Annotated in this window: 27 protein-coding genes; 12 read left to right on the forward strand and 15 right to left on the reverse strand. The window is 54.4% G+C overall.

All coding sequences use genetic code 11. The annotated features are described in order from the left end of the window. Window positions 1–52 precede the first annotated feature (52 nt). The gene (locus EC836_RS22705) at window positions 53–691 is read left to right on the forward strand and encodes a response regulator transcription factor (RefSeq protein ID WP_123337397.1); all 639 of its coding nucleotides are present in this window, start codon (window positions 53–55) and stop codon (window positions 689–691) included. A 327-nt stretch (window positions 692–1,018) separates the two neighbouring features. Here the strand turns inward: EC836_RS22705 and EC836_RS22710 are convergent, their stop codons facing one another. Then, a complete protein-coding gene (locus EC836_RS22710; RefSeq protein WP_123337399.1) occupies window positions 1,019–1,357 on the reverse strand; it encodes a zinc ribbon domain-containing protein YjdM in 339 nt (112 codons plus the stop codon). 198 nt (window positions 1,358–1,555) lie between these two features. Continuing rightward, entirely contained in the window at window positions 1,556–2,419 is an 864-nt protein-coding gene (locus EC836_RS22715) for a YicC/YloC family endoribonuclease (protein WP_123337401.1), read from the reverse strand. Between the two features lie 182 nt (window positions 2,420–2,601). Between EC836_RS22715 and EC836_RS22720 the strand changes: the two genes are divergently transcribed. Continuing rightward, window positions 2,602–3,027: a DUF3574 domain-containing protein gene (locus EC836_RS22720; protein ID WP_123337403.1), complete on the forward strand. Its 426-nt coding sequence runs from the start codon at window positions 2,602–2,604 to the stop codon at window positions 3,025–3,027. Window positions 3,028–3,076: 49 nt separating this feature from the next. Here EC836_RS22720 and EC836_RS22725 read toward each other — a convergent pair whose 3' ends face one another. Then, entirely contained in the window at window positions 3,077–4,261 is a 1,185-nt protein-coding gene (locus EC836_RS22725; RefSeq protein ID WP_123337595.1) for a NupC/NupG family nucleoside CNT transporter, read from the reverse strand. 211 nt (window positions 4,262–4,472) lie between these two features. On the opposite strand from EC836_RS22725, the gene rph reads away from it, so the two are divergent. Both rph and pyrE read left to right on the forward strand, forming a co-directional pair. Next, complete coding sequence (rph, locus tag EC836_RS22730) at window positions 4,473–5,189, forward strand: ribonuclease PH (RefSeq protein WP_123337405.1); 717 nt, start codon at window positions 4,473–4,475, stop codon at window positions 5,187–5,189. Window positions 5,190–5,246: 57 nt separating this feature from the next. Then, entirely contained in the window at window positions 5,247–5,888 is a 642-nt protein-coding gene (gene pyrE / locus EC836_RS22735; protein ID WP_123337408.1) for an orotate phosphoribosyltransferase, read from the forward strand. 55 nt (window positions 5,889–5,943) lie between these two features. On the opposite strand, the gene slmA is transcribed toward pyrE, so the two are convergent. The 3 genes from slmA to coaBC form a co-directional block, all read right to left on the reverse strand. Continuing rightward, a complete protein-coding gene (slmA, locus tag EC836_RS22740; RefSeq protein ID WP_123337410.1) occupies window positions 5,944–6,540 on the reverse strand; it encodes a nucleoid occlusion factor SlmA in 597 nt (198 codons plus the stop codon). A gap of 115 nt (window positions 6,541–6,655) precedes the next feature. After that, the gene (gene dut, locus EC836_RS22745) at window positions 6,656–7,114 is read right to left on the reverse strand and encodes a dUTP diphosphatase (RefSeq protein ID WP_123337412.1); all 459 of its coding nucleotides are present in this window, start codon (window positions 7,112–7,114) and stop codon (window positions 6,656–6,658) included. Continuing rightward, window positions 7,092–8,306 carry a bifunctional phosphopantothenoylcysteine decarboxylase/phosphopantothenate--cysteine ligase CoaBC gene (coaBC, locus tag EC836_RS22750; protein ID WP_123337414.1) on the reverse strand — a complete coding sequence of 405 codons (1,215 nt, stop codon included), beginning with the start codon at window positions 8,304–8,306 and terminating at the stop codon, window positions 7,092–7,094. The genes dut and coaBC overlap by 23 nt, the downstream gene beginning before the upstream one ends. Window positions 8,307–8,500: 194 nt before the next feature. On the opposite strand from coaBC, the gene radC reads away from it, so the two are divergent. The 4 genes from radC (at window position 8,501) to mutM (ending at window position 10,802) form a co-directional block, all read left to right on the forward strand. Then, on the forward strand, window positions 8,501–9,172 hold the full coding sequence (radC, locus tag EC836_RS22755; RefSeq protein WP_123337416.1) for a DNA repair protein RadC: 672 nt from the start codon (window positions 8,501–8,503) through the stop codon (window positions 9,170–9,172). A gap of 296 nt (window positions 9,173–9,468) precedes the next feature. Continuing rightward, window positions 9,469–9,705: a 50S ribosomal protein L28 gene (gene rpmB, locus EC836_RS22760; RefSeq protein WP_105594435.1), complete on the forward strand. Its 237-nt coding sequence runs from the start codon at window positions 9,469–9,471 to the stop codon at window positions 9,703–9,705. 16 nt (window positions 9,706–9,721) lie between these two features. Then, window positions 9,722–9,889, forward strand: coding sequence for a 50S ribosomal protein L33 (gene rpmG / locus EC836_RS22765; RefSeq protein ID WP_001051798.1), 168 nt, complete (start codon window positions 9,722–9,724; stop codon window positions 9,887–9,889). Between the two features lie 103 nt (window positions 9,890–9,992). Then, the gene (mutM, locus tag EC836_RS22770; protein ID WP_123337418.1) at window positions 9,993–10,802 is read left to right on the forward strand and encodes a bifunctional DNA-formamidopyrimidine glycosylase/DNA-(apurinic or apyrimidinic site) lyase; all 810 of its coding nucleotides are present in this window, start codon (window positions 9,993–9,995) and stop codon (window positions 10,800–10,802) included. Between the two features lie 2 nt (window positions 10,803–10,804). On the opposite strand, the gene coaD is transcribed toward mutM, so the two are convergent. From coaD to waaA, 3 genes are read right to left on the reverse strand one after another with little or no spacing between them, the layout of a single operon-like run. Then, window positions 10,805–11,281 carry a pantetheine-phosphate adenylyltransferase gene (gene coaD / locus EC836_RS22775; protein ID WP_123337420.1) on the reverse strand — a complete coding sequence of 159 codons (477 nt, stop codon included), beginning with the start codon at window positions 11,279–11,281 and terminating at the stop codon, window positions 10,805–10,807. After that, window positions 11,278–12,054 carry a glycosyltransferase family 2 protein gene (locus EC836_RS22780; RefSeq protein WP_123337422.1) on the reverse strand — a complete coding sequence of 259 codons (777 nt, stop codon included), beginning with the start codon at window positions 12,052–12,054 and terminating at the stop codon, window positions 11,278–11,280. Before EC836_RS22780 ends, coaD begins: the two co-directional genes overlap by 4 nt. Further along, a complete protein-coding gene (gene waaA, locus EC836_RS22785; protein WP_123337424.1) occupies window positions 12,055–13,329 on the reverse strand; it encodes a lipid IV(A) 3-deoxy-D-manno-octulosonic acid transferase in 1,275 nt (424 codons plus the stop codon). Between the two features lie 456 nt (window positions 13,330–13,785). Between waaA and EC836_RS22790 the strand changes: the two genes are divergently transcribed. Next, a complete protein-coding gene (locus tag EC836_RS22790; RefSeq protein ID WP_123337426.1) occupies window positions 13,786–14,802 on the forward strand; it encodes a glycosyltransferase family 9 protein in 1,017 nt (338 codons plus the stop codon). On the opposite strand, the gene EC836_RS22795 is transcribed toward EC836_RS22790, so the two are convergent. From EC836_RS22795 to rfaQ, 3 genes are read right to left on the reverse strand one after another with little or no spacing between them, the layout of a single operon-like run. After that, window positions 14,791–15,900, reverse strand: coding sequence for a glycosyltransferase (locus EC836_RS22795; protein ID WP_123337428.1), 1,110 nt, complete (start codon window positions 15,898–15,900; stop codon window positions 14,791–14,793). The two genes, EC836_RS22790 and EC836_RS22795, sit on opposite strands and share 12 nt — an antisense overlap. A 3-nt stretch (window positions 15,901–15,903) precedes the next feature. Then, on the reverse strand, window positions 15,904–17,031 hold the full coding sequence (locus EC836_RS22800) for a glycosyltransferase family 4 protein (RefSeq protein WP_123337430.1): 1,128 nt from the start codon (window positions 17,029–17,031) through the stop codon (window positions 15,904–15,906). Further along, window positions 17,028–18,098 (reverse strand): putative lipopolysaccharide heptosyltransferase III, encoded by a 1,071-nt coding sequence (gene rfaQ, locus EC836_RS22805; RefSeq protein WP_123337432.1) that lies wholly within the window; start codon window positions 18,096–18,098, stop codon window positions 17,028–17,030. Before rfaQ ends, EC836_RS22800 begins: the two co-directional genes overlap by 4 nt. A gap of 161 nt (window positions 18,099–18,259) precedes the next feature. Between rfaQ and EC836_RS22810 the strand changes: the two genes are divergently transcribed. The 3 genes from EC836_RS22810 (at window position 18,260) to EC836_RS22820 (ending at window position 21,677) form a co-directional block, all read left to right on the forward strand. After that, window positions 18,260–19,216 carry a polysaccharide deacetylase family protein gene (locus EC836_RS22810; RefSeq protein ID WP_123337434.1) on the forward strand — a complete coding sequence of 319 codons (957 nt, stop codon included), beginning with the start codon at window positions 18,260–18,262 and terminating at the stop codon, window positions 19,214–19,216. A gap of 80 nt (window positions 19,217–19,296) precedes the next feature. Beyond that, the gene (locus EC836_RS22815) at window positions 19,297–20,418 is read left to right on the forward strand and encodes a glycosyltransferase family 9 protein (RefSeq protein WP_123337436.1); all 1,122 of its coding nucleotides are present in this window, start codon (window positions 19,297–19,299) and stop codon (window positions 20,416–20,418) included. A 2-nt stretch (window positions 20,419–20,420) separates the two neighbouring features. Then, window positions 20,421–21,677, forward strand: a complete 1,257-nt coding sequence (locus EC836_RS22820) for an O-antigen ligase (RefSeq protein WP_123337438.1) — start codon at window positions 20,421–20,423, stop codon at window positions 21,675–21,677. On the opposite strand, the gene EC836_RS22825 is transcribed toward EC836_RS22820, so the two are convergent. The 3 genes from EC836_RS22825 to rfaF are packed head-to-tail and all read right to left on the reverse strand — an operon-like array spanning window position 21,669 to window position 24,790. After that, window positions 21,669–22,745, reverse strand: coding sequence for a glycosyltransferase family 9 protein (locus EC836_RS22825; protein WP_123337440.1), 1,077 nt, complete (start codon window positions 22,743–22,745; stop codon window positions 21,669–21,671). The two genes, EC836_RS22820 and EC836_RS22825, sit on opposite strands and share 9 nt — an antisense overlap. Then, window positions 22,742–23,743, reverse strand: coding sequence for a lipopolysaccharide heptosyltransferase RfaC (gene rfaC / locus EC836_RS22830; protein ID WP_123337442.1), 1,002 nt, complete (start codon window positions 23,741–23,743; stop codon window positions 22,742–22,744). The genes EC836_RS22825 and rfaC overlap by 4 nt, the downstream gene beginning before the upstream one ends. Further along, window positions 23,744–24,790, reverse strand: coding sequence for an ADP-heptose--LPS heptosyltransferase RfaF (rfaF, locus tag EC836_RS22835; protein WP_123337444.1), 1,047 nt, complete (start codon window positions 24,788–24,790; stop codon window positions 23,744–23,746). Between the last annotated feature and the right edge of the window lie 15 nt (window positions 24,791–24,805).

The raw sequence follows: 24,805 nt of genomic DNA on the forward strand, positions 1-24,805 counted from the left end.
CTTGTATTCGAATCATAGGGAGAATTATGATGATATTTTATCGGGAGGGAGTATGAACAGATACACAGTGACCATATCTGATGACCATCCACATATATTGTATTCACTAAAAATGCTTTTTTCTGGCAATGATAAATTTCTTATCACTAATGAAGCCGTCTGTGGAAAAGACCTGCTGTCGGCGTTGTCTGCGAAGTTAACGGATATCGTGATTACGGATTTTTCTCTGGGTTCGGATCGATCAACAATTGATGGATTTACTAAACTACGTGCTTTGCATGGCCGTTTCCCTGATGTGAGAATCGTTTTACTGACCTCACAAAAAAACACGGCGATCTTAAGAAAAGCTAGTGAATATGGGGTTCACGCCATCGTGAGTAAAGGTGATAGTGTCGAAGAAACGGTATTGGCTTGCCACCATGTTATCAGCCAGCCGGATTGTTATTACTCCTCATCACTCAGCTATCTCAAAGAACCTGTTAAAGGTGGTGAGCGAGGAAGTACGCTAACGCCTAAGGAACTGGAAGTGGTTCGGTTGTTTTCATCCGGCTACTCGCTTGCTGAAATTGCACAGCGGCAGAATCGAACGATTAGCACTATCTCTACTCAAAAGTATAATGCTATGCGCCGTTTAGGCGTTTCTTCAAATATTGAATTAATTCGCTACGCGTATGCGCAAGGACTGATCTGACTTTCATCAGGTCTAAAAATAATTTTTTTGGAATTTAACCCCTCTTAACTAGAGTGTATTTAGAGTTTTTAGTCTGCTTGTTTATGACAAGTTTTATTGATATGGTTCTGTCGAGTGTGACTATGGACTGGATGAGATTAATATCCAATGTAGTATAAATAATTGTTATCTTGTTGCAACAATGTCGTTGCGAAGATGAATTTACCCAGGGAATTACCACCAAAATTAATCTGGTGACCTAACGTAATAAAATAAAATGAAAAGAATGATCAAACGTATTCACATTAGTTCGAACAGGCCAGTAGCCTGAACGACTACTGGTCACTATCAGTTCTTTTTAACAAATTCTGACTTCAGTTTCATCGGCCCAAAACCGTCAATTTTGCAGTCAATGTTGTGATCGCCCTCAACCAGCCGGATACCTTTCACTTTGGTGCCTATTTTTAGCGGTGTCGAACTTCCTTTAACTTTTAAATCTTTAATAACGGTCACGCTATCGCCGTCTGCCAGTAGATTGCCATTGGCATCTTTAACGATCAGGCCCTCATCAGAACCGCTTTCAGCGCCATCAGCCCAGACATGGCCGCATTCCGGGCAGTTAAGCATGTCCCCATCCTGCCAGCTGTATTCAGAGCTGCACTTTGGGCAGGGAGGTAAAGTTTGCATGGTTGAGCCTCAAATAAATCCATAGTAAAAGAAGGGTGATAGTTTACCCTCTGAAGCATTTTCTTCCTACCATAAAAAAACGCTATAAGCAGGCTTATAGCGTTGAGGCGCTGCAGGTGACGACATCATGCATCGGACATCGGCATAACGTCCTCCAGCACCCGGCTTTCTGAATCGAATGATAAAGAGTCAGAAAATTTACTCGATATTCTGGATTTGCTCGCGCATCTGTTCAATCAGGACCTTCAGCTCAATGGCTGACGCGGTGATGTCCGCATTGATTGATTTAGAACCCAGCGTATTGGACTCACGGTTGAACTCCTGCATCATAAAGTCCAGACGGCGGCCGACCGCCTCTTTTTTCTTCAGGATGTTATAGGTTTCTTTCACGTGCGCTTCCAGGCGGTCCAGCTCTTCTGCGACATCCACGCGCTGTGCCAGCATCACCAGTTCCTGCTCCAGGCGATTATTTTCCAGCTGTACCTGCGCGTCTTCCAGACGGGCAACCAGGCGCTCGCGCTGCCATTTCAATACATCTGGCATATGGGTACGGACTTTACTGACTTCGGTACTGACGCCTTCCAGACGCTGCTCAATCAGCGTCTTCAGCGCCGCACCTTCCGTTTCACGGGCGGTGATAAAGTCGTCAATAGCGCCGTCGAGCAGGGTTAATAGCTGTGCTGAGATGGCATCCAGATCCTGCTCTTCTGCCGACATGACGCCGGGCCAGCGCAGGATATCGACCGGGTTAATTTCACCCTCGTCGCTCTGCATTTTGACCCAGTTCGCCGCCTGCACCAGCTGAACCGCCAGTTTTTCATTCAGCACCAGGGCACTTTGCGCGCTGGGGTCAGCGTCGAAACGCAGGTTAACCTCCACTTTACCGCGCGTCAGCCGATTGCGGATGCGTTCACGGATGGCAGGCTCCAGTCCGCGAAATTGTTCCGGCAGGCGGATATACGTTTCAAGATAGCGCTGGTTAACAGAGCGCAGTTCCCAGGCGGCGCTGCCCCAATCACCTTTGGTTTCACGGCGTGCGTAGGCGGTCATACTGCGGATCATTTTGCGTACTCGCTTAAGAGAAAGATGCCGGAAGTATAACGGTGCAGGCGCTGGCTTAACAGGTATTCAGTCAAATGTCAGCACAACGGCTGACGTTTTATCTACCGCAGATTAAGATGTTAAGAATAATCCGGCCTGAGTGCCGGGCCACCCGGCTGTCATCGTCATTTCCAGGAGAGTCCATGTCTGCTCGTTTATTTTATTCTTCTATTTTACTTTTAGCGCTCACGGGATGCAGTGTGCCGGGCAAGGTGACGAGCACAGCAGCACCGACGTGTACGATCGGTGAGGCAATGCAGCAGACCACGCTCTATTTCGGCCTGAACAGGCCACAAGGACCGGCGATTACCGATGCCGAGTGGCAGACGTTTGTCGATAAGGACGTTACGCCGCGCTTTAAAGATGGCCTGACCGTCTTTGCGGCTAAAGGGCAGTGGCTGGGCAACGACGGGAAGCTCGCACGTGAAGATAGCCGGGCGTTAATGTTGATTCATGCCACAGATCGCAGCAGCGAGCAGGGGATTGAAGCACTGCGGGCGATTTATAAACAGCGATTTGCCCAGGATTCGGTCATGCGGGTTGATACGCCAGCCTGCGTGGCTTTCTGACCAGCGTTCACTTACCAAGATGCCCGGTACCAAAGTACCGGGCTGAACGTTACAGCACCAGCCCGGCGAAGGCGGCGGAAAGTAAACTCACCAGCGTGGAGCCATAGATCAGCTTCAGGCCGAAGCGCGATACCACATTTCCCTGCTGCTCATTAAGCCCCTTGATAGCGCCAGCCACAATGCCGATCGAGGCAAAGTTAGCAAACGACACCAGGAACACGGACAGGATCCCCAGTCCGCGCGGCGACAGTTCGGCCGCGATTTTTTTCAGCTCGATCATCGCCACAAACTCATTTGTCACCAGCTTGGTGGCCATAATACTGGCGGCCTTCAGGGCATCGGCTGGTGGAATACCGATTAGCCAGGCAAACGGCCAGAAAATATAGCCAAGGATTTGCTGGAAGCTGATACCGAACACCGCGGCGAACAGCGCATTAACCGCTGTTATCAAGGCAATAAAGCCAATCAGCATCGCCAGGATAATCATTGCGACTTTAAAACCGGCGAGGATGTATTCGCCCAGCATCTCAAAGAAACTCTGATCTTCATGCAATTTTTCCAGCCGAATCTCGAGTTCATCACCCACCGGTGTCGGGTTGATGATCGACAGGATGATAAAGGTGCTGAACATGTTAAGCACCAGTGCCGCCACCACGTAGCGCGGTTCAATCATCGACATATAGGCACCGACAATCGACAGCGAGACGGTGGACATGGCGGCAGCGGCCATGGAATACAGGCGACGCTGGGAAATCTCTGCCAGGATACCCTTATAGGCGATAAAGTTCTCGGACTGGCCAAGGATTAAGGTACTGACGGCGTTGAATGACTCCAGTTTGCCCATGCCGTTGATTTTGGACAGCACGGTGCCAACAACGCGGATCAGCAGCGGCAGGATCTTCAGGTGCTGTAAAATACCAATGAGCGCTGAGATAAAGACAATCGGGCACAGCACGCCTAGGAAGATAAACGCCAGACCCTGAGAGCTCATGTTGCCAAACACAAAGTCGGTACCCTGCGCGGCATATTTCAACAGTGTTTCGAAGAAGCTGGAAACGGCACTGACCACGCTCAGCCCGCCGGATGCGTGCAGGAAGAACCAGGCCAGAGCGCCCTCAATGACGATCAGTTGCAGCAGGACGCGCGGACGAATTTTCTTGCGGTCGGTACTGAACAGCAGCGCCAGGCAGAAGATAATGGCCAGGGCCAGAATAAAATGTAAAACAGCAGTCATACGGACGGTCCCGCGTGAAGAGTCAATAAAGAGAGGCATTTAGCCATATATCGACTCTTTTTACATCCTGTTCCCGATTATCTTGCTGTTTTAACCGTTGATTATCTGCCCGTTGCATAACGGCGCGCGGATGGCGGCCGCTGCGATAGGCATTCGTCGGTGAAATCCGTATAATGCGCAGCCAATTATAAAGCTAGCCGGAGAATAAACTATGCGTCCATCAGGCCGTAGTGCACAGCAGGTGCGCCCCGTAACCCTGACCCGTCATTACACCAAACATGCAGAAGGCTCTGTGCTGGTTGAATTCGGTGATACCAAGGTATTGTGTACCGCAACGATTGAAGAAGGCGTTCCTCGTTTCCTGAAAGGTCAGGGACAGGGATGGGTGACGGCTGAATACGGTATGTTGCCTCGTGCCACCCACAGCCGTAACGCCCGTGAAGCGGCGAAAGGTAAGCAGGGCGGCCGCACGCTGGAGATCCAACGTCTGATCGCACGATCCCTGCGCGCCGCGCTGGATCTGAAAGCCCTGGGCGAGTTTACCATCACCCTGGACTGCGACGTGCTGCAGGCCGATGGCGGTACGCGCACTGCATCAATCACCGGTGCCTGCGTGGCGCTGGCCGATGCGCTGAACCATCTGGTCGCTATCGGCAAGCTGAAAGCCAACCCGATGAAAGGGATGGTTGCGGCTATCTCCGTTGGCATCGTTAACGGCGAAGCGCTGTGCGATCTGGAATATGTGGAAGATTCCGCAGCCGAAACGGATATGAATGTGGTGATGACCGAAGACGGCCGCATGATTGAAGTGCAGGGCACTGCGGAAGGCGAGCCCTTCAGCCATGAAGAGCTGCTCAAGCTGCTTGAGTTGGCCCGGGGCGGCATTGACACATTGGTACAGGCGCAGAAAGCGGCGCTGGCTAACTGATTTTTCCAGGCGACTAACAGTCGCCTTTTTTTTGCCTGAATATTGAGGAATGACAACATGAAAGCCTGGCAGCGCCAATTTATCGAATTCGCCATCAACAAGCAGGTGCTGAAGTTTGGTGAGTTCACGCTGAAGTCAGGGCGCAAGAGCCCCTACTTCTTTAACGCCGGTTTGTTCAACACCGGGCGCGATCTGGCTCTGTTAGGCCGGTTTTATGCGCAGGCACTGGTGGATTCAGGCATTGATTTCGATCTGCTGTTTGGTCCGGCCTACAAGGGTATTCCTATTGCCACGACCACCGCCGTGGCGCTGGCGGATCATCACGATCGCGATGTGCCGTACTGCTTTAACCGCAAAGAGGCGAAAACCCACGGTGAAGGCGGTACGTTGGTCGGTAGTCCGCTGCAGGGTAAAGTGATGCTGGTGGATGACGTGATCACCGCAGGTACCGCGATCCGTGAATCGATGGAGATCATTGCGGCGAATCAGGCCAGCCTGGCCGGAGTGCTGATTTCCCTCAATCGTCAGGAGCGCGGACGCGGTACCATTTCGGCGATTCAGGAAGTTGAGCGGGATTACGGCTGTAAGGTGATCTCGATTATCACGCTGGAAGAGCTAATCAGCTATCTGGAAGAGAAACCTGAACTTGCCGATCACCTGGCGGCAGTGCGCGCCTATCGCAGTGAATACGGTATCTGAACGTTGAACTAAATCGACGTGGACCGGCCTCATTGCTGTGCCAGTCCACGTTGGTTTACACCAGCTGCATTGCAAACAGCGGCCAGCGAATCTCGAAATCCGCCGTCGGGCGATAGCGAAACTCTGAACGAACAAAGCGCGAAAGCAACCCTTCGCAAAAAGCCAGCAGTTGGCTGGCCAGCAGCGTTTCATCGGTAGCGAAACCTTCGCCTTCACGCATTTTCTTTTCGCGCATCACCTGGCGAATCTGTACTTCAATACGTTCAAACAGCTGGTTAATACGCCCCTGCAGGCGATCCTGTTCAAACATCAGCGCATGGCCGGTCAGAATGCGCGTTAAACCCGGATTACGCTCACCAAAGCCCAGAATCAACTGCGTGATAAGACGTAAACGCGTGAGCGTTTCTTTCTCGTCCTTCAAAATCAGATTGATGCGCGTAATCAGGCTGTCTTCGATAAATTCGATCAGGCTGTCAAACATCTTGGTCTTGCTGGGGAAATGCCGGTAAAGCGCCGCTTCAGAGACGCCAACGTTTGCCGCCAGCTTTGCGGTGGTTATCCGCTGGCTGCCGTCACTTGACTCCAGCATCTGCGCCAGTGCCTGCAGGATTTCCTCGCGACGATTCCTTTTCGCACTCTTTTTTTCAACCATGTCTTAAAAGACCCCTGAAAAGATCACCATAAACGGGCACGAGCCCACGCAACGTCCGTGAGCCTGATGGCTCACGGCGAAAAAACGGGTTTCGTTTTACGGGAACGGTGGAGGGTTACTGGCGGCCAGAATGGCCAAAGCCGCCTTCACCACGCACGCTGGTATCAAAATCGTTGACCAGATTGAACTCAGCCTGCACCACAGGAACAAAGACCATCTGAGCAATGCGCTCGCCCGGTTCGATGGTAAAAGCATCCTGGCCGCGGTTCCAGACGGAAACCATCAGCTGTCCCTGGTAGTCAGAATCAATTAAGCCGACCAGATTGCCCAGCACCACACCATGTTTATGACCGAGGCCGGAGCGTGGCAGGATAACTGCCGCCAGCGCGGGGTCGGCAATATGGATCGCTAAGCCCGTAGGGACCAGCGTCGTCTGGCCCGGCAGCAGGTCAACTGCGCCATCGAGGCAGGCGCGCAGATCAAGCCCGGCAGATCCAGAAGTGGCGTAAGTCGGCAGAGGGAATTCGTTGCCGACGCGCTGATCTAAAATCTTAACGTCGATTTTTTTCATCATAGTGAATGACTATCTCGTCTAGTAACTGTTGGCCAAGGAGAGACTTATCGCTGAGCGGTAAGACTTTATCTCCTTCCTGCCAAAAAAGGTGAAGAGCATTGGAATCGCTATTGAAACCCTGCCCGGCTTTGGCAACATTATTGGCGCAGATCAAGTCCAGATTCTTGCGCGCCCGTTTTTGTTGTGCGTATTCTTCCACATTCTGGGTTTCAGCAGCAAATCCTACCACGTAGGGGCGTCCCTCGGCTAAAGCCGCCACGCCGGCGACAATATCAGGGTTTTTCACCATTTTCAGGGTAATTTCATCGCCCTGCTTTTTGATTTTCTCTTCGGCAACTGCCGCAGCACGATAGTCAGCCACCGCCGCACAGCCGATGAAAATATGCTGCTGCGCCGCCTGCGCCATCACGGCATGCTGCATCTCAAGCGCGGTGGTGACATCAATGCGTTTGACCCACTGTGGGGTGGGTAATTCTACAGGTCCTGCCACCAGCGTGACGCTGGCGCCGCGTTTTGCTGCGGCAGCGGCGATGGCAAATCCCATCTTACCCGAGCTGTGATTGCTGATGAAGCGCACCGGGTCCAGCGCTTCGCGAGTCGGGCCTGCGGTAATCATAATATGAAGATGTTGCAGGTCATTGACAGGCGTGGCCCAGCTCACGGCCAGATCGACAATCGTCAACGGGTCAAGCATGCGTCCCGGGCCGACGTCACCGCAGGCCTGGCTACCGCTGTCCGGGCCCCAAATCATCACGCCGCGCTGTGCCAGCTGCTGGAGATTATGCTGGGTGGGCAGTGCGCGATACATCTGCTGGTTCATGGCCGGAACAACGGCGACAGGCGCTGCCGTAGCCAGGCATAGCGTGGTGACGAGGTCGTTAGCCATTCCGGCCGTGACGCGAGCGATGAGATCGGCCGTGGCCGGTGCCAGAATCACCAGATCCGCCCATTTCCCCAGCTCGATGTGGCCCATTGCCGCCTCGGCGGCCGGGTCAAGCAAATCATCCGATACAGGAAAGCCAGAAACTGCCTGTAAGCTGAGCGGGGTGATAAATGCCTTCGCGGCATCCGTCATCACCACGCGGACTTCTGCACCGCGATCGCGGAGCCTGCGTACCAGTTCTGGCGTTTTGTAAGCGGCAATACCGCCGCTGACGCCCAGAACAATCCGCTTTCCCGATAATCCCATCATCTGCCTTCCGCCTTCTGTTGAGCCTGCCCGGTACTGTTGTACCGCAATGGTGGATATTTTATCACATTCGACCAGGCAGGTTATTTTCCACCTCATTACCTTTGCGATCTGCCTCGTAAAGCTGACGGGTGGTGGTAGAAAACTACTGTATATAATGCCATGCTTTTGCGTGTTGAGGCAAGGAGACGCAGAAGATGGAAAGTAAGTGGCAGGGGTTGCCCCCGCGTGAAAAGCTGATCAAATTTGGTGCGGCCACGTTAAGTGACTGCGAGCTGCTGGCCATTTTTTTGCGCACCGGCACGCGCGGTGTGCATGTCATGGAACTGTCGCAGCGCTTAATCGACCATTTTGGGTCGCTGTATCGGCTGATGAATGCGACGAAGGAGGATTTTCAGGCGATAGGTGGGATCGGCGTGGCTAAATATGCGCAGATTCATGCTGTTGCACAGCTGGCACGGCGCTGTTTTACCTGCCGGGAAGCGTTGGAGAGCCACACCGTCACCAGCTCAGAGCAGATGCTGGATTTTTTACATAGTTCGCTTGCTCATCGCGAGCGCGAGATCTTTCAGGTGATTTTTTTTGATAATCAGCACCGGGTTCTCCATGCCTGCGAGATGTTCAGCGGCACCATCAATAGCGTGGAAGTGCATCCTCGGGAAATTGTACGCGAAGCCCTGAAACACAATGCGGCGGCGCTGATTCTGGCTCATAATCATCCCTCCGGGCTGGCGCAACCCAGCTGTGCCGACCGCGATATTACCCAGCAAATCGTCTGTGCCTGTACGCTGCTCAATATTCGCGTGCTGGACCATATCGTGATTGGGCGAGGGGAATATGTTTCTTTTGCCGAGCGGGGATGGATGTGAATTATTGCCTTTTGTTGCCCTGAAGTACGAATGTCGGGCCGGTTAGTGTACAAAAATCGGCTGTTTCACAGGCAATTAAGACAGTTACAGGCGATCCAGAGGGATCTTTATCTGTTCGGGACTTGAGCACTCGCGCTACAGGGCGTATACTACGCCACCTTTGAGAATCTCGGGTTTGGCGTTTGGGCCTGCTCAGCGGGTTCACATAGAACTCGCCTGGATAGGCTATTAGTCTGACGAGGCGGCCAAAACCTTATTTTTAAAGCTCGAGCTGATTTGATTTTTGGAGAATAGACATGTCACGAGTCTGCCAAGTAACTGGCAAGCGTCCGGTGACGGGTAACAACCGTTCCCACGCAATGAACGCGACGAAACGCCGTTTCCTGCCGAACCTGCACTCTCACCGTTTTTGGGTTGAGGGCGAAAAGCGCTTCGTTACACTACGCGTATCTGCCAAAGGCATGCGTGTAATCGATAAAAAGGGTATTGAGACGGTTCTGGCCGATCTGCGTACCCGCGGTGAGAAGTACTAAGGTAAGGAACTGAAACATGGCTAAAGGTATTCGTGAGAAGATCAAGCTGGTTTCTTCTGCTGGTACAGGTCACTTCTATACCACCACGAAGAACAAACGTACTAAGCCGGAAAAACTGGAACTGAAGAAATTCGATCCTGTTGTCCGCCAGCACGTGATCTACAAAGAAGCTAAGATTAAGTAATTAATCTCAGTTGAAAAACCCGGCTCCGGCCGGGTTTTTTTGTTTCTGAGTTTTGTATTAGAGTACTGCGTCATCATGTTGATAAGCCAACGGGAGCGGTAAGATGCCAGAATTACCAGAAGTAGAAACCAGCCGACGCGGAATTGAGCCACATCTGGTCGGCGCGACGATTCTGCATGCCGTGGTACGTAATTCCCGCCTGCGCTGGCCCGTCTCACACGAAATTCATGCTCTCAGCGATCAGCCGGTGCTCAGCGTGCAGCGGCGCGCCAAATATCTGCTGCTGGAGCTGCCAGCCGGATGGATTATTATCCATCTGGGTATGTCCGGTAGCCTGCGGATGTTGCCACACGAACTGCCGCCCGCGAAGCATGACCACGTTGATCTGGTGATGAGCAACGGCAAGGTCTTGCGCTATACCGATCCGCGCCGCTTTGGTGCCTGGCTGTGGTGTACTGACCTCGCAGCCAGCTCAGTGCTTTCCCATCTTGGGCCTGAACCGCTGGAAGACAGTTTTAACGGCGCCTATCTGTTTGCCAAATCACGCACGAAGCGTACGGCGATCAAGCCCTGGCTGATGGACAACAAACTGGTGGTGGGCGTGGGCAACATCTACGCCAGCGAATCCCTGTTCGTCGCCGGGATCCATCCCGATCGTCCGGCCATGGCGTTAAGCGAAACGGAAGCGGATCTGCTGGTGGCGACAATCAAAGCGGTACTGCTGCGCTCGATCGAGCAGGGTGGCACCACGCTGCGTGATTTTCTGCAAAGCGACGGCAAGCCCGGCTACTTCGCTCAGGAACTACAGGTTTATGGAAGGGCGGGAGAACCGTGCCGCGCGTGCGGCACGCCGATAGAAAGCAGCAAACACGCACAAAGAAGCACCTTCTTCTGCCCGCGCTGCCAGAAATAAATTCAGAGTTTCGCCTGCAGGGCCAGATACACCGGCTCTGGCAGGAAGGCTTTAACCTCGCCGCCGTGGCGCGCAACCTCTTTCATCAGCGATGATGAGATAAACGAGTATTCTTCAGAAGGCATCAGGAAGACGCTTTCCAGGGTCGGCAGCAGATGGCGGTTCATATGCGCCAGCTGTAATTCATATTCGAAGTCGGATACGGCCCGCAATCCCCGTACCAGCACGTTGGCCTGCTGAGATTTGGCGAAGTTGGCCATTAAATCACTGAAGCCGACCACTTCCACATTGCCCAGATGCGCCGTCACTTCCGTGGCTAACGCAACGCGTTCCTCCAGCGTGAACAGGGGCTTTTTGCTGGGGCTCGCCGCCACCGCCAGAACGATGTGGTCAAACATCAGCGCGGCGCGCGTCACGATATCCAGATGGCCATTGGTCATTGGGTCGAAGGTGCCGGGGTAGATGGCTTTAGTGCTCATAGTCTGCCGTTCCTGGATGCGTGATTGAGAGCCCACAGGGCCGTATATTTATTGAACGTATACTGGGCATTGACCACGGCCAGCAGCCAGCCCTGTTTACCGTCGAGAAAACCAGCGCGTAGCACCAGCGTTTTCAGGAAGGCTCCTGCAGTATGGCCGAATATTGCGACGATGCCGCAGCGTTTACCCTGCTGGTGGCGCTGTTTCGCCCAGGCTTCCGCATAGGCGAACTGCTTCCACTGAAAGGCGGAAAAGTCACGACAGGTCAGATGCAGCAGGTCTCCCTGTAGCGGTCGTACCTGCGCCTGCGCGGTGTCCAGGGATTCATGCACCTGATTATCATTGTAGCGATAGCTGCGGGGATAAAGGCGTGTCACCCGATCGGGATACCAGCCGCTATGCCGCATAAAGCGGCCAAGGAACAGATTGCGACGGGCAATGCTGTACACCGTCTCTGACGCAGGTTGTTCAAGCACCCGCTCAATACTGCGGCGCAGTTCAGGCGTCACCCGTTCATCAGTATCGATCATCAAAATCATCGCATGGCTGGCGTAACTCTGCGCAAGCTGGCGCTGTTTGCCGTAGCCGTGCCACTCCGTGGAGTGAAAAACGCGCGCGCCATGGCGTTCAGCGATTTCCTTGGTGCCGTCGCTGCTGCCGGAGTCGAGCAGAATAATTTCATCCGCCCAACTGACGGACGTCAGACATTCCGGCAGGAGTTCAGCCGCATCTTTAGCAATCAGGACAACCGACAGCGGCTGGCGAGTAGGCATTTAGTGATTCCGCTGTGGCAGGTGAGGCTCCAGGAGATGGAGCAGGCGCTGCAGTGCGCCCTGATTCTGATGCAGAACATCAACCGCATGGCGACCGTAGTAGAGGCGATAATCCTCGTCGGTCAGCAGCGTACCAATCTCTTTATCGAGCGAGTCGGCATCGGTCACGGTGATCAGACCGTCCGCCTGCTGCAGGCGGGAGCAGATATCTTTGAAGTTAAAGGTATGTGGCCCCATCAGCACCGGAATGGCATGAGCCGCCGGTTCCAGCGGATTATGGCCGCCGCGTTCAACCAGGCTGCCGCCGACGAACGCCAGGTCGGCAATGCCGTACAGTAGCATCAGTTCGCCCATGGTATCGCCGATCACGACCTGGGTGCTGCCGGAAGGGATTTCGCCGCTGCTGCGCAGCGTATAGCTCATCCCGGCTTTCTGCGTCAGGTTGCGCGCGGTGTCGAAGCGCTCCGGGTGGCGCGGTACGAGGATCAGCAGCAGCGTCGGGAAGCGGGCAAGCAGCTTGCGGTGCGCGTCCAGAATAATGCTCTCTTCACCTTCGTGGGTGCTGGTCGCTATCCATACCGGGCGATGCGGTGCCCACTGGCGGCGCAGCGTCACGGCGCGAGCAGCCAGTTCAGGGGTTACGGAAATATCAAACTTCAGGCTACCGGTCACCGCCAGATGTGAGCGTTTCAGCCCCAGCCCGATAAAGCGTTCACCGTCTTCCTGGTTTTGCGCCGCGATTAGCGTAATTTTCTGCAGCATACGCTTCATAAACTTGGCGATTTTCTGGTAGCCCTTCGCTGAGCGTTCCGACAGGCGGGCGTTGGCGATCACCAGCGGAATTTTACGCGCGTGCAGAAGGGAAACCATATTCGGCCAGAGTTCGGTTTCCATAATGATCACCAGTCGGGGATTGACGGTATCAAGGAAGCGATTCATCGCGCCGGGTAAATCATAGGGCAAATAAACATGATGAACATCTTTGCCAAACGCAGAGCTGGCGCGTTCGGAACCCGTCGGCGTCATGGTCGTTACGACGATGGGCAGATCGGGATAGCGGTGGCGCAGGGCACGAACCAGAGGTATGGCGGCCAGGGTTTCACCGACGGAAACCGAATGCAGCAGGATCCCATCAGGCTTCACTTTCCCTTTGCAGAAACCATAGCGTTCAGCCCACCGCAGACGATAGGCAGGCGCTTTCCGCCCGCGTAGCCAGAGACGGAGCCAGATGAGAGGCTGAATGAGATACAGCAAAACGGTATAAATGGTAATCATCACATTGTTTTTTCAGGTGAAAAGAGACTTATGCCCAGAGATTGCCAGAAAAAGGAATAATAGGGCATGTTATCAGATAAGTGACGCTGGCTCACACTACTTCATCGTTTAGCCTTTCAGCAGGTGGGCACGACCATTAGCCTTTACGCAGGCAATGTAGCAGGCGCAATGTGCCTCCCGGTACAGGTGAACAAAAATTTTATTAAATATTAATCTGTAAAGTTTATTTAAAATCATTATTTTATTGAATTGATGAAGTTTTTGGTTTTTTTTAACAATGTGATGAGTCATTTATCGCAGTGTGATGTCTGACAGTTGAGATTCATGGGGTAACCCTGCCAGCCGATTGTGAGCTGGTGCGCAGTTTTTAGACGCAGACAGGAGTCTGGCAGGATTGGGTTCAGGGAGAAGGGAGCCACTTTTCAACACAGATGGGTGTTTGTCAGCAGGATTGTAATGAAAAATATTTTGATTATCCGCCGTGACAATATTGGCGATCTGGTATGTACCACTCCGCTGATTGAAGGTGCCAAATCTGCCTGGCCAGAGGCCAGAGTTTATCTATTGATCAATACCGTTAGTCAGGATGTGGTCAAAAACAATCCACATATCGAAGAAACCTTCATTTATCGTAAAGCCAAACATCGTAAGAAAAATGAGAGTAAGTTCGGCGTGTATCTCGACCGGCTGAAAATTTTTATGCAGCTGCGCCGTATCCGCTTTGATGCGGTGATCCTGGCGAACCCGAATCCCTGCGTATACAGCCTTCGTCTGGCGAAAATGGCGGGGGCAAAGCATATCATCGGTGCCGATACCGGCGACCGGGCGATAACTGTTCCTTTCCGGGCGGCGGATTTCACCGGTGAGCATCAGGTTGAGCGGACGTTCAGCTATCTTTCTGCCATTAGCGACCAAAAGATGGCGATCCCCCCGGTGCGGATCTGGCTGAACGATCAGGAGCGCCAGCTGGCTACTCGACGTTTTGCCGAGCGCAGCTACAGCGAAGGCCCGGTTCTGGCGGTGCACATCAGCAGCCGCAGCCCGAAACGCCGCTGGCCGCTGGAGCGCTATGTCGAGATTATCCAGCGCCATCTGGCGAACGGTAACGGTAGCGCGGTGATCTTCTGGTCGCCGCAGGGAACCCTGGCGCCTGATGATGTCGGTGATGAACATCGTGCGGATCAGGTACTGGCTGCCTGTGCCAGCGAGCGTGTTTCCCTCTATCCTACCGCTTCGGTGCGCGAACTGGTGGCGGCGTTTGAGCACTGCGATCGCCTGCTGTGCAGCGACGGAGGCCAGATGCATCTGGCCTCGGCGATGAATAAAAAGCAGGTGGTGCTGTTTGGTGATACGGACAGCAAGGTCTGGCATCCGTGGTCAGGCGACTACCGCATTATGCAGACGCCTTCCGGTGAGTGCGCCGATGTCAGCGTGGATGAGGTCTGGCAGCAGCTGCAAAGCTTAGCGGATTGATTTCGCCTGCAGCGCCAGATACTGCCGGCAAACGGGTTCTAAGTCATACTCGCTGAGTTTTTGACTATCGATTAACGGTGGCGACTGCCAGGTCGCCGCTATCTTCGCGGCCAGCGAGTCGGCATTTAACTCCGCCAGCGCGTCGCTCATACCCATACGTTCGAGAATTTCCGCCGGGCCACCAGGGCAGCGGGTGCTGACCACCGGCGTGCCGCACAGTAGAGCTTCCACCAGCACGTTGCCAAACCCCTCGCTATCCGAGCTCAGCACCAGCATCCGGGCATGTTTGATCAGCGGATAAGGGTTGGCCTGAAAACCGGCGAAAACCACCCGGTCATCAATACCCAGTCGAACGGCCAGATCCTTCACTTTCGCGATTTGGTCTTCGTTGCCGGTTCCTGCCAGTACCAGTTTGGCCGGAATGCCCGATGCGGCGAAGGCCTCCAGCAGGCGATCGTGTCGCTTGTGCGGGTGAAAACGCCCGACGTGAACGATATAGGGCACGCCCGCGACGGATAACGGTTTGGCGGCCTGCTTTAAAATACCTTCAATATCAAAAGGATTGTTAATCACCGCCAGACGGGAAGGCGAGATCGCCAACTGCTGGGTCAGGTCCTCTCCTACTGCACGAGAGACCGCGACGATGTTTGTGCCCTGATAAACCCGGGCGATTTTACGCCGCTTCAGCCAGCGGCTAAGTCCGCTGCGATGGCCAAGATAAGACGTGGAGAGAATGCCGTGGATGCAGTACCACAGCTTCTGCGGCGGAATGGCTTTGCAGCGCGATACGATACGATCGGTTTTATGCAGATTGGAGAAGATCAAATCGTAGCTGCCGTGACGCGATTCACTGACTGCGATGGCATCATCGAGTGCAGCGGCACGGCGCGACAGTTCAGTGAGCTTACGCCAGGGAGCCCTGCTCGGGCTTTCCACGATCTGATAATCAATCCCGTCCGGAAGTGCGTAATTACACACGTTACGCAGCGAAAACAGGCTGACGTCATGGCCTATCTTCTGCATTCCCTCGCACAGCGTCAGCACCACTTTTTCGGCACCGCCGCCAGGCAGGCCGTCAATAATCATCAAAATACGCATCGGTTAGTCCAGAATCTGTTGATAAAGCGATACCAGCTGCTGCGACAGTCGCTGCGGCGTGGACGCCATCACCTGCTCGCGTGCTGCCAGCGCCATGCTGCTGTCGGTCACTCGTGCGGGAAGGGCCATTACCGCATCGCGCAGCGCCGGGATATCCAGCGCTTCACAGACATAGCCATTACGGCCCGGCTGAATAAACTCAGCGCCACCGCAGGTGGTCGACGTGATGACCGGCAGGCCACAGGCCATCGCTTCGAGGATAACGTTAGGGAACGGATCGTACAGCGTGGGCAGCAGCAGTCCATCGGCGGCCTGATACCACGGCAGCGTATCCGACTGCATCCCGGCGAAGCGGATGCGCCCGGCACAGCCCAGCTCTGCGGCCAGCGCCTGATACTGTTTTTCCGCTTTATCTTTGCCAACCACCAGCAGGTAGCGATCGGTACTGGCGACGGCGCGAATCGCCGCTGCCAGCCCCTTACGTTCGAAGCCGGAACCAACATAAATCAGCACGCTGGCGTCCAGCGGCAGCGCGATTTTTTGCCGGATCGCCGCCCGCGTGGCCATATCTGCCGGGACGAACTGCGCCGTGTTAATCGCGTTATAGATGACGTGGATTTTGTCGCTGGCGACGCCGAACCGCTGGATGATTTCCTGCTTCACCATCTCCGCGTTGCAGATAACAGCTTTCAGCTCCGGGGCTTCGTACATCGCTTTTTCCGCCGCCATCACGTAGCGGTGGTAGCGATTCGCCAGCAGCAGTTTATGTCGCCAGCCTGGCATCAGCTGACCTCGCAACTCAAGCCAGCGTTGGTGAACACCGTCCCCGGCGCGATAGATATCGCATCCGGCAATGCGCTCGTGGCTCTGCACGATATCGAAGTTTTCACGCTGCCACAGCGCCCGGGCAGCATCGGCAAAACCCCGCTCGCGGCTGATGCGGCCCCATTTAGTCGGGTTACAGATATGCAGATGCCAGTTGGGCTGCCGTTGTCCCTGCCATTCGCGTGTAATCACGTTCAGGTCCAGCGACTGCTGGTCCAGCGCTTCCAGCGCGCGGGCGATAAAACGCTCGGCACCGCCGTCGGGCCGGTATTTTTGCCGAACGATAGCCAGTCTGATGGGCTTCATGCTAAGAGCCTCCGTGCGGCTGCCAGTACATCATCAACGGGGATGGCATCCAGAAAACGTTCACTGGTCTTTGTATCAACACTGTCGGGGTCCGGCAGGGGAGCGTAGTCTCCTGCCCAGATGATTTCGCCCTTAACCTGCCACGGTCGCCAGAACACCAGTTTAGAGGGACCAAACAGCGCGATCGTCGGCGTCTGCAGGGCCGCGGCCATATGCATTGGAACGGAATCTACACCGATAAACAGCTGCGCACCGTCAATCAGCGCGGCAAGCTGGGGCAGCGTCAGTTTCCCGGCCAGAGAAAACACGTTTTCTCGCGAAGTCAGCCGTCCGATAATCCCGTCAACCATCGCGATCTCTTTGCCGTCAGGGCCGGAGGTCAGTACCACTTTTCGGCCATCATCAAGCAGCCCCTGGAGAGCGGCGGCAAACTTCTCTTCGCTCCAGCATTTGAAGAACCAGCGGGAGGTCGGTTGCACCACGATATAATCGTCAGGGCCGGTCAGCTCGCGGACGATCTGACGATCCGCAGCGGAATAGTGCATGGCGACGTTGTCCCGTCGCTGTGAAAGTCGCAAAGGCGCCAGCAGCGACAGGTTCTGCTCCACGGTATGCAGCGAATTATGGTCCGCCGTGGAAACCAACTGCGTATGGCACTGACGCCACACCCGCCCCTGCCGCTTCGGGAAATCAAACCCCAGCCGTACACGTGCGCCGGTGAAGCGGGTGATGATGGCGCTGCGCCACTGATCGGCCAGATTCAGCACCATATCGTAATGCTGCTTTCTCAGCGTACTCATCAGCCGCCACTCCTGGCTAATCTGGAAACGCACACCCTGTTTTTTCCAGCTGCGATCGATAGCATAGATCCGGTGAATATCAGGATGGCAGCTGAGCATCGAGCGGGTTTCTTCGAAAAGCAGCACATCGATCTGAGCGTCAGGAAAGGCGGCTTTTAACGAGTGAATAACCGGCGTCGTCAGCAACATATCGCCATGGTGGCGAAACTTGATCACCAGGATGCGTGATACCGGGTGAGAGAGGTGAGGCAGATCCAGAGATTCCATGCTTTATCGCTGTTCAATAAACCAGTTGCTGATTCTAAAGCAGTCACCAGGGCGTGGCTAGCCTCGGCTCCCGCTATCGCCGGGATGGCAGGAATTACCTTTGCGCTTTATGGGCCCGCTACGTAACATAGCCGCAGATAATTGTGCTGACAGGAAAGAATATGGGTAAGCCCGCGTTTATCATCACTATCGATACCGAAGGCGATAATCTTTGGCAAAATCACGATCGGATCACCACCGAAAACACCCGGTTTTTGCCCCGTTTCCAGCAGCTTTGTGAAAAGTATGCCTTCAAGCCGACCTGGTTGACGAACTACGAAATGGCGGTCGATCCGGCCTACGTTGAGTTTGCCCGCGACGTGATTGCCCGCGATACCGGCGAAATCGGCATGCACCTGCACGCGTGGAATAATCCTCCGATACAGGATCTCACCGGCGACGACTGGCGGCACAAGCCCTATCTGATCGAGTATCCGGAAGCATTAATCCGTGAAAAAGTCAGCTATATCACTCAGCTGCTGGAAGACACCCTGCAAACGAAAATGCGCAGCCACCGTGCCGGGCGTTGGGCATTTAACGAATTTTATGCCGCGTTGCTGATTGAGCTGGGCTATCAGGTGGATTGCTCGGTTACGCCACGCGTGAACTGGCAGTTTTCGCCGGGCGCGCCGCAGGGTAACGGTGGCACTAATTACCAGAATTTTCCGGAATGCGCTTATTTTATCGATCCGCAGGATATTTCCCGGGCGGGCGATTCACCGCTGCTGGAAGTGCCGATGAGCATTCAGTACAAGCATTCGGCGCTGATGAACGGCGTTAAGCAGGGCTGGGATCGGCTGCGCGGAAAGCAGCGTAGTCCGTCGGTCCACTGGCTGCGGCCGATGCGCGGGAACCTTCAGCAGATGATCGGCGTGGCGGAAAAAACGCTGGCCGCAGGCAGCGACTACGTGGAATTTATGCTTCACTCGTCGGAGTTTATGCCCGGCGGCAGCCCGACGTTCAAAACCGCCGCCGATATCGATGCGCTGTATGACGATCTGGAGCAGCTGTTCAGCTGGCTGCAGTCGCGTACGACAGGGCTGACGTTATCAGACTATTACCAGAGTAAAGTGGGCTGAGTTGCGGCAAACTTATTCAGAAAGGTGAAGTCTGACTGTTTACCTGATGCCAAAACATAATGCCGGATTGAGAAATTTTAATGAGTAAGCGCTGGAAGATCAAAGCCGTAAACCTCTTTTTGACCCTCTATACGCGCTGGAAAGGGCGTTTAAAATTCGCTCAATCCGTGAGCCGGGAACAAGATTTCCGCCATATTGTTATTTATTCGACCACGGCACTGGGTGATTTCCTGTTTAACTCACCTGCCATCCGTGCGGTCCGATTACGCTATCCCACTGCTACGATAACGCTAGTGGCGCACGAAAAATTTCGCGAGTTTCTGCAAAACGGCGAGGACTGGGATCGCGTCGTCTGGTGGAATAATAAGTTTTCTTCCATGCGTACGATGATGAAGGCGCTGCAGGAAGAGCAGGGGCCGCCCGATCTGGCATTGTTGCTGCACTCGCACGAGCCGTATGATTATCTCAGCGCGGTGCTTGCCGGTGCGCAATATGTCATTCGTGATAACTACTACGACGACTTTGACGCACGCGATCGCTGGCTGGCTGACTACACGATTGGCTATGTCGGCCACATTATCCAGCGCAAGATGGCGCTGGTGGAACCGCTGGGATGCGATGTCAGCGACCATGACATGAAATTACCGGTAAAGCTGGCAGAACCCGCCCCGCGGGGGATTCTGACGGTCGGCTTCCAGATGGGCGCGTCTAAGCCCGATCGTTGCTGGGCTCCGAAGCACTTTGCTGAGGTCGCAGCCGCGTTACTGCAGAAATCGGACGATCTACGCATCGCATTAATTGGCGGCCCTGGCGAAAAAACGCTGGTGACGGATTTCTGGCAGCACCTGGATGAAGGGTTGCGGCCTCGTATCACCGATTACGTTGGCAACACCGGGCTGATTCAACTGACCGAACTGATTAATGAATTTTCAGTGCTGTTAACCGGTGATACGGGGCCTCTGCATATTGCGATTGCGGCAAAAACCCCAACGGTCAGCCTGTTCGTTAATGCTAATCCCTATTCTACGGGACCGTTCCAGGATCGGCATTTACACGATGTGATTTACGTTGCTCGTCGTAAAAGTAATCAACACGTTGCTAATGCGATGGATTTAATTACCCCTGACAGGGTGATTGAAAAAGTATCGGAAAGGCTAGAGCTGACAGCTTTAGAAAATTCGCATCATGAAGTTCAGGAGTGAACGTGCTTAAATTACCAGCCAGATATTTCTCGGATAAAGCGATATTTTTTTATTTTGGGGCCCTCTCGTGCGCTCTGCTGTCGGTGTTTTTTAATTTCTTCGATGAAAAACCTTCCCGCATTGCCTTCTTCTTTTCTTCCTACTTTTCGATAGCGGGTCTGGTCTTCTTTCGCCCGACGTTGAAACGATGGAACGTTTTTTTTGTGCTGGCTCTGGCTTTGCTTGGCGCCAGTAAATTATTTTGGTTCGCGGTTGAATATATCGGAAATCCTGATTTCGATATCTATAACTCCTATCTGGCTACCGGAAAGCGGTTGATCCTGGCCGCACTGATCGCCTGGTTTCTTCTGGCGTACAAAGAACGCTATCGTGTCAGAACGGGCCAATTGATAAAAGGCTCGCTGATCGCCGCCTTTGTCGTCGCCAGCGGCGTCGGCCTTTACCAGTATTTCACCGGCCTGCAGCGAGTTGATTTCTATCAGGGCCGGGCCACCGATGCCGCTTATATGTACTCGGCACTGGCGGCGGCGGTGATTTTTATGCTGGCGAAATCTTCCCGCCTGGTCAGCCTGATTCAGGCTGGGGCCGTATTCTTGCTGGCTTTATATCTGGTGTTTTTAACCGGTACGCGAAATGTGATGCTGGCGTTTCCGGCGATCGTCATGATGATTGGCTTACTTAAGTTTCGTCATCTTGGCTGGAAGATGTTATTGGCGATTGTCCTGGCGGTCGGCATCGTCACCGCTGCCAGCTACAATAGCGTCATTAAGCCAAAAGTGAGCGCAACTGAGATCCAGCTGGCGCTATACGAGCGCACCAACGGCAATGTCGTGAGCTCTTTGAGCAGTCGCCTGGCGATGTGGAAAGTGGGCGCGGCAAGCTTTGAGCAGCATCCTCTGGGCATGAGCCAGGAAGAGCGTATTGTCTGGTTTAAACAGTATGTTGCGGAACACCACCGGGAAAAGGCGTCCCTGGCGTTTGTGAACATCCATTTGCATAATGAAGTGATTGAGACAGCCAGTCTGCAGGGGATTCAGGGGCTGGTGGTGTTGATTCTGTTCTATGCCACGATGCTACTTTATGCCCGGAAGTCCCATAATCCACTGCTCCTGGCGACGGTGCTGGTCGTTATTTTCAGCGGGCTGACCGATGTCATCTTTATCAGCCGGGAGCAGTCTATCTTCTTTCCGTTAATATTTATCCTTTCCGCCCTGTGGCATAACGAAAAGCCCCGGAATGTAACGCCCGGTTTAAAGTAGTTTTTCGACGGCGGTAATCATCTCTTCAACCGCAATCGTTGAAACCGGGTGTTCTTTATCACGCGTGAATAGCTGTACGGACCGGGTATTGCCCGGTCCCCAAACGGCACTGTTGATAAATTTTCCGTGCAGATCGTGGCCATACAGGCAGACCAGCGGTTTTTTCCAGGCGGTGGCAATATGCACGATGGACGTATCCGGGCTGATAACCAGATCGGCGCGACGAATCAGCTCAATTGCGCTGCTGAGTGAGTCGAAAGGATTAAGATGCGCTCCGGGAATGCTCAGGCTGCTGATGCGTGAGGGAGACCCAATGATAATGACATTCGCCGTGGGTAATTTTTCCTGAAGCCGCGTAACCAGATCGCTGCACTGCGCCAGGGATAAATCCCTGCGTTTATCGGCGGTAAACGGATTGAGCACGATGTTTAGCGTGCCGGGTAAGGACGCAATAAAATCGCCAACCTGCTGCCTCGTTTCCACCGGGCAGTGCAGATCGTAATCCGTACTGAATTCTTTGAAGCCAAGTGATTCCAGCAGCAGCGCATAGCGCCCGGTAATATGCGTGTCGTAGCCGGGGTAGTCGAGCGATCGGGTATAGATATTATATTGCGGCTTATTGAAACCAATCATGCTGCCCGCATTGAGCAGACGCAGGAATTGCAGTCGCGACGGTGACATTTTATCACCCATATCAACCACCAAATCGTACGGCTGACGGGCGAGTTTTTTAGCCAATGCCAGGCCGGCATCATGGCCTTCAGGGGCGATGATGATTTGATGGATATACGGGTTATGTTCAATAATGCTGGCGTTATTTTTCCCCGCCAGCACGTCAATCTCATAGCCCGCCCGGCCAAACTCACGAAACAGTGAGGTTGAAACGACCATATCGCCGATTTTGTCATCATCTCGCAGGAAGATAACGCGCTTAACGGTGGAGAAATCGAAGCGTTTTCGTTCTTTAAGATCGAAACGTAAGCGAGCAACATTCATTCGCAGTGCTTTCATGAGGTAATTACGGCGGCGATTCCACTCCCGTAATTTAGCAAATTTCTTCTTTTTCATTCCGCGGGTCCGCTGGCTGAAATGGCAGGGACAACCTTCAGCGTGTTGGTGAGCTGCTCCATAACCTTCTTTGCGCTCAACGATGCCATATCTTTATCCGGAGAAATCAGCGCAAACTGATTCTTGCCGTAGCCGCCAATCAGCCCGGGATCGGTTGGGCCATAAAGCGTGATGTTCGGGCGGTCCAGCGCGGCGGTTAAGTGGCTCAGGCCGGTATCGACCGAGACGACCGCACGTGCGCCAGCCAGTGTCCGGGCGACCTGCTCCAGCGACAGCTTCGGCAGCACGTCAACGAAATCGAAGCCTTCAGCCAGACGAATGGCCCGCTGATGCTCGTGTTCCGCACCCCAGGGAAGTTTTATCCTTAACCCTGAAGGCGCGATTAAACCAATAAGTTCACGCCAGTGGTTTTCCGGCCAGTGCTTATTGTCGCGAGTAGTGGCGTGCAGAAACACCAGATACCGATTTGCATCTTCCGGCAGTTCATGAACAAAGTGCCGGGCAATGGCGTAGTCACCGGTGGTTTCCGGCAGCGTGTAGCCCAGGCTTTTGGCGAACAGCTCGCGGGTGCGCTGTACGGCGTGCTGCTGCTTGTCGATCGGATGACGGCGGTCATACCACCAGCTGGCAAACGGTTCACGTGCGCTGCGGCTGTCGGGGCCGTGCTTGACGCCTTTTGCCAGACGCGTGACCAGCGCCGCGCTTTTAATCAGCCCCTGCGCATCCAGCACCACATCATACTCTCGCGACTGTAGCTCGCGCTTAAAGGCCACGCGCTCTTCACGGTTCTGGCTGCCAAACCAGTGTTTACGCCAGCGGCGAATGGCCACCGGCAGCACTTGATCCACGGCAGGATGCCAGGATGGGATCTGAGCAAAACCCTCTTCAACGACCCAATCAAAACGAATTCCGGGAATGGCCTGCATGGCGTCCGTTAATGCGGGTAGCGAATGCAATACATCTCCCATCGAGGAGGTTTTAATAATCAGAACCCGCATTCAAACTCCTGGAGTAGGGCAAAGCGTTTCCAGTTCGGCGATAACGCGCGCTGGAGTAATATCAATCAGACTCTGGTGATAGCCTTCGGCGGCATCACCCTTACGCACTTTGTGATAGCCCTCGATCAGACGTATCACCCGGGCCTTGTCGGACAGCGGCGGCGTGAAGTCCGGGCTGCTTGGGCCGTACAGCGCCACCAGCGGACGATCGAGTGCTGCGGCAATGTGCATTAACCCTGAGTCGTTGCTCACCACGGCGTGGCAGCAGGCCAGCAGGATCACCGCCTGTTCCAGCTGGGTTTCGCCAGCGAGATTGCGGCAGTGCTGTCGGCTGGTTTCATTCAGCGCGGCAAGGATCTGGTCACCGGTTTCATGGTCTTTCGCCGAACCGAACAGCGCTATCTGATAGCCCTGGTCGATCAGATGTTGCGCCAGCGCGGCATAGTGATAGTGCGGCCAGCGTTTCGCCGGTCCGAATTCCGCGCCGGGACAGAAGCCAATCAGCGGTCGGTCGGCGGCGAGGTTAAATTCGGCGGCCGTGGTTTGCTTCTCGGATTCCTGAACCACCAGTTTCGGCCACAGCAGCGGCTGTGGCAGATCGCGTGCGCTGGCGATGCGAGATTTATCGTATGCCAGCGCAACGTAGCGCTGCACCATCAGCGGAAACGCGGCTTTATCCAGCGTGCGGATATCATTCAGCAGGCCGTAGCGCATTTCGCCGCGCCAGCCGGTGCGGCGTGGGACCGAAGCAAAAAATGGCACCAGCGCAGATTTAAACGAGTTGGGCAGCACAAAGGCGCGATCGTAGCCCTTTTCGCGCAGCGCGTTACCCAGACGGCGGCGTTCACCGATTTCCAGTGCGCCGTGGCCCAGCGGCATCGCCAGCGCCTCGTTCACTTCCGGCATGCGCGACAGCAGGGGCCGGCACCAGGCTGGCGCCATCACATCGATCGTCGCCTCGGGATGTTCCGCCTTCAGCGTGCGATACAGGCTCTGCGACATCATCATATCGCCGACCCATGATGGGCCAATAACCAGAATTTTCATTGCCTGCCCCGCTCC

Origin of the sequence: Erwinia sp. JUb26 (assembly GCF_003751505.1) — a bacterium.
In the GTDB taxonomy this organism is placed as follows: Bacteria; Pseudomonadota; Gammaproteobacteria; order Enterobacterales; family Enterobacteriaceae; genus Erwinia.

What these genes read in the sequence shown, in the direction of transcription:
- EC836_RS22705 (WP_123337397.1), top strand. Translation starts at nt 53, where the DNA reads ATGAACAGATACACAGTGACCATATCTGATGACCATCCACATATATTG.
- EC836_RS22710 (WP_123337399.1), bottom strand. Translation starts at nt 1,357, where the DNA reads ATGCAAACTTTACCTCCCTGCCCAAAGTGCAGCTCTGAATACAGCTGG.
- EC836_RS22715 (WP_123337401.1), bottom strand. Translation starts at nt 2,419, where the DNA reads ATGATCCGCAGTATGACCGCCTACGCACGCCGTGAAACCAAAGGTGAT.
- EC836_RS22720 (WP_123337403.1), top strand. Translation starts at nt 2,602, where the DNA reads ATGTCTGCTCGTTTATTTTATTCTTCTATTTTACTTTTAGCGCTCACG.
- EC836_RS22725 (WP_123337595.1), bottom strand. Translation starts at nt 4,261, where the DNA reads ATGACTGCTGTTTTACATTTTATTCTGGCCCTGGCCATTATCTTCTGC.
- rph (WP_123337405.1), top strand. Translation starts at nt 4,473, where the DNA reads ATGCGTCCATCAGGCCGTAGTGCACAGCAGGTGCGCCCCGTAACCCTG.
- pyrE (WP_123337408.1), top strand. Translation starts at nt 5,247, where the DNA reads ATGAAAGCCTGGCAGCGCCAATTTATCGAATTCGCCATCAACAAGCAG.
- slmA (WP_123337410.1), bottom strand. Translation starts at nt 6,540, where the DNA reads ATGGTTGAAAAAAAGAGTGCGAAAAGGAATCGTCGCGAGGAAATCCTG.
- dut (WP_123337412.1), bottom strand. Translation starts at nt 7,114, where the DNA reads ATGATGAAAAAAATCGACGTTAAGATTTTAGATCAGCGCGTCGGCAAC.
- coaBC (WP_123337414.1), bottom strand. Translation starts at nt 8,306, where the DNA reads ATGATGGGATTATCGGGAAAGCGGATTGTTCTGGGCGTCAGCGGCGGT.
- radC (WP_123337416.1), top strand. Translation starts at nt 8,501, where the DNA reads ATGGAAAGTAAGTGGCAGGGGTTGCCCCCGCGTGAAAAGCTGATCAAA.
- rpmB (WP_105594435.1), top strand. Translation starts at nt 9,469, where the DNA reads ATGTCACGAGTCTGCCAAGTAACTGGCAAGCGTCCGGTGACGGGTAAC.
- rpmG (WP_001051798.1), top strand. Translation starts at nt 9,722, where the DNA reads ATGGCTAAAGGTATTCGTGAGAAGATCAAGCTGGTTTCTTCTGCTGGT.
- mutM (WP_123337418.1), top strand. Translation starts at nt 9,993, where the DNA reads ATGCCAGAATTACCAGAAGTAGAAACCAGCCGACGCGGAATTGAGCCA.
- coaD (WP_123337420.1), bottom strand. Translation starts at nt 11,281, where the DNA reads ATGAGCACTAAAGCCATCTACCCCGGCACCTTCGACCCAATGACCAAT.
- EC836_RS22780 (WP_123337422.1), bottom strand. Translation starts at nt 12,054, where the DNA reads ATGCCTACTCGCCAGCCGCTGTCGGTTGTCCTGATTGCTAAAGATGCG.
- waaA (WP_123337424.1), bottom strand. Translation starts at nt 13,329, where the DNA reads ATGATTACCATTTATACCGTTTTGCTGTATCTCATTCAGCCTCTCATC.
- EC836_RS22790 (WP_123337426.1), top strand. Translation starts at nt 13,786, where the DNA reads ATGAAAAATATTTTGATTATCCGCCGTGACAATATTGGCGATCTGGTA.
- EC836_RS22795 (WP_123337428.1), bottom strand. Translation starts at nt 15,900, where the DNA reads ATGCGTATTTTGATGATTATTGACGGCCTGCCTGGCGGCGGTGCCGAA.
- EC836_RS22800 (WP_123337430.1), bottom strand. Translation starts at nt 17,031, where the DNA reads ATGAAGCCCATCAGACTGGCTATCGTTCGGCAAAAATACCGGCCCGAC.
- rfaQ (WP_123337432.1), bottom strand. Translation starts at nt 18,098, where the DNA reads ATGGAATCTCTGGATCTGCCTCACCTCTCTCACCCGGTATCACGCATC.
- EC836_RS22810 (WP_123337434.1), top strand. Translation starts at nt 18,260, where the DNA reads ATGGGTAAGCCCGCGTTTATCATCACTATCGATACCGAAGGCGATAAT.
- EC836_RS22815 (WP_123337436.1), top strand. Translation starts at nt 19,297, where the DNA reads ATGAGTAAGCGCTGGAAGATCAAAGCCGTAAACCTCTTTTTGACCCTC.
- EC836_RS22825 (WP_123337440.1), bottom strand. Translation starts at nt 22,745, where the DNA reads ATGAAAAAGAAGAAATTTGCTAAATTACGGGAGTGGAATCGCCGCCGT.
- rfaC (WP_123337442.1), bottom strand. Translation starts at nt 23,743, where the DNA reads ATGCGGGTTCTGATTATTAAAACCTCCTCGATGGGAGATGTATTGCAT.
- rfaF (WP_123337444.1), bottom strand. Translation starts at nt 24,790, where the DNA reads ATGAAAATTCTGGTTATTGGCCCATCATGGGTCGGCGATATGATGATG.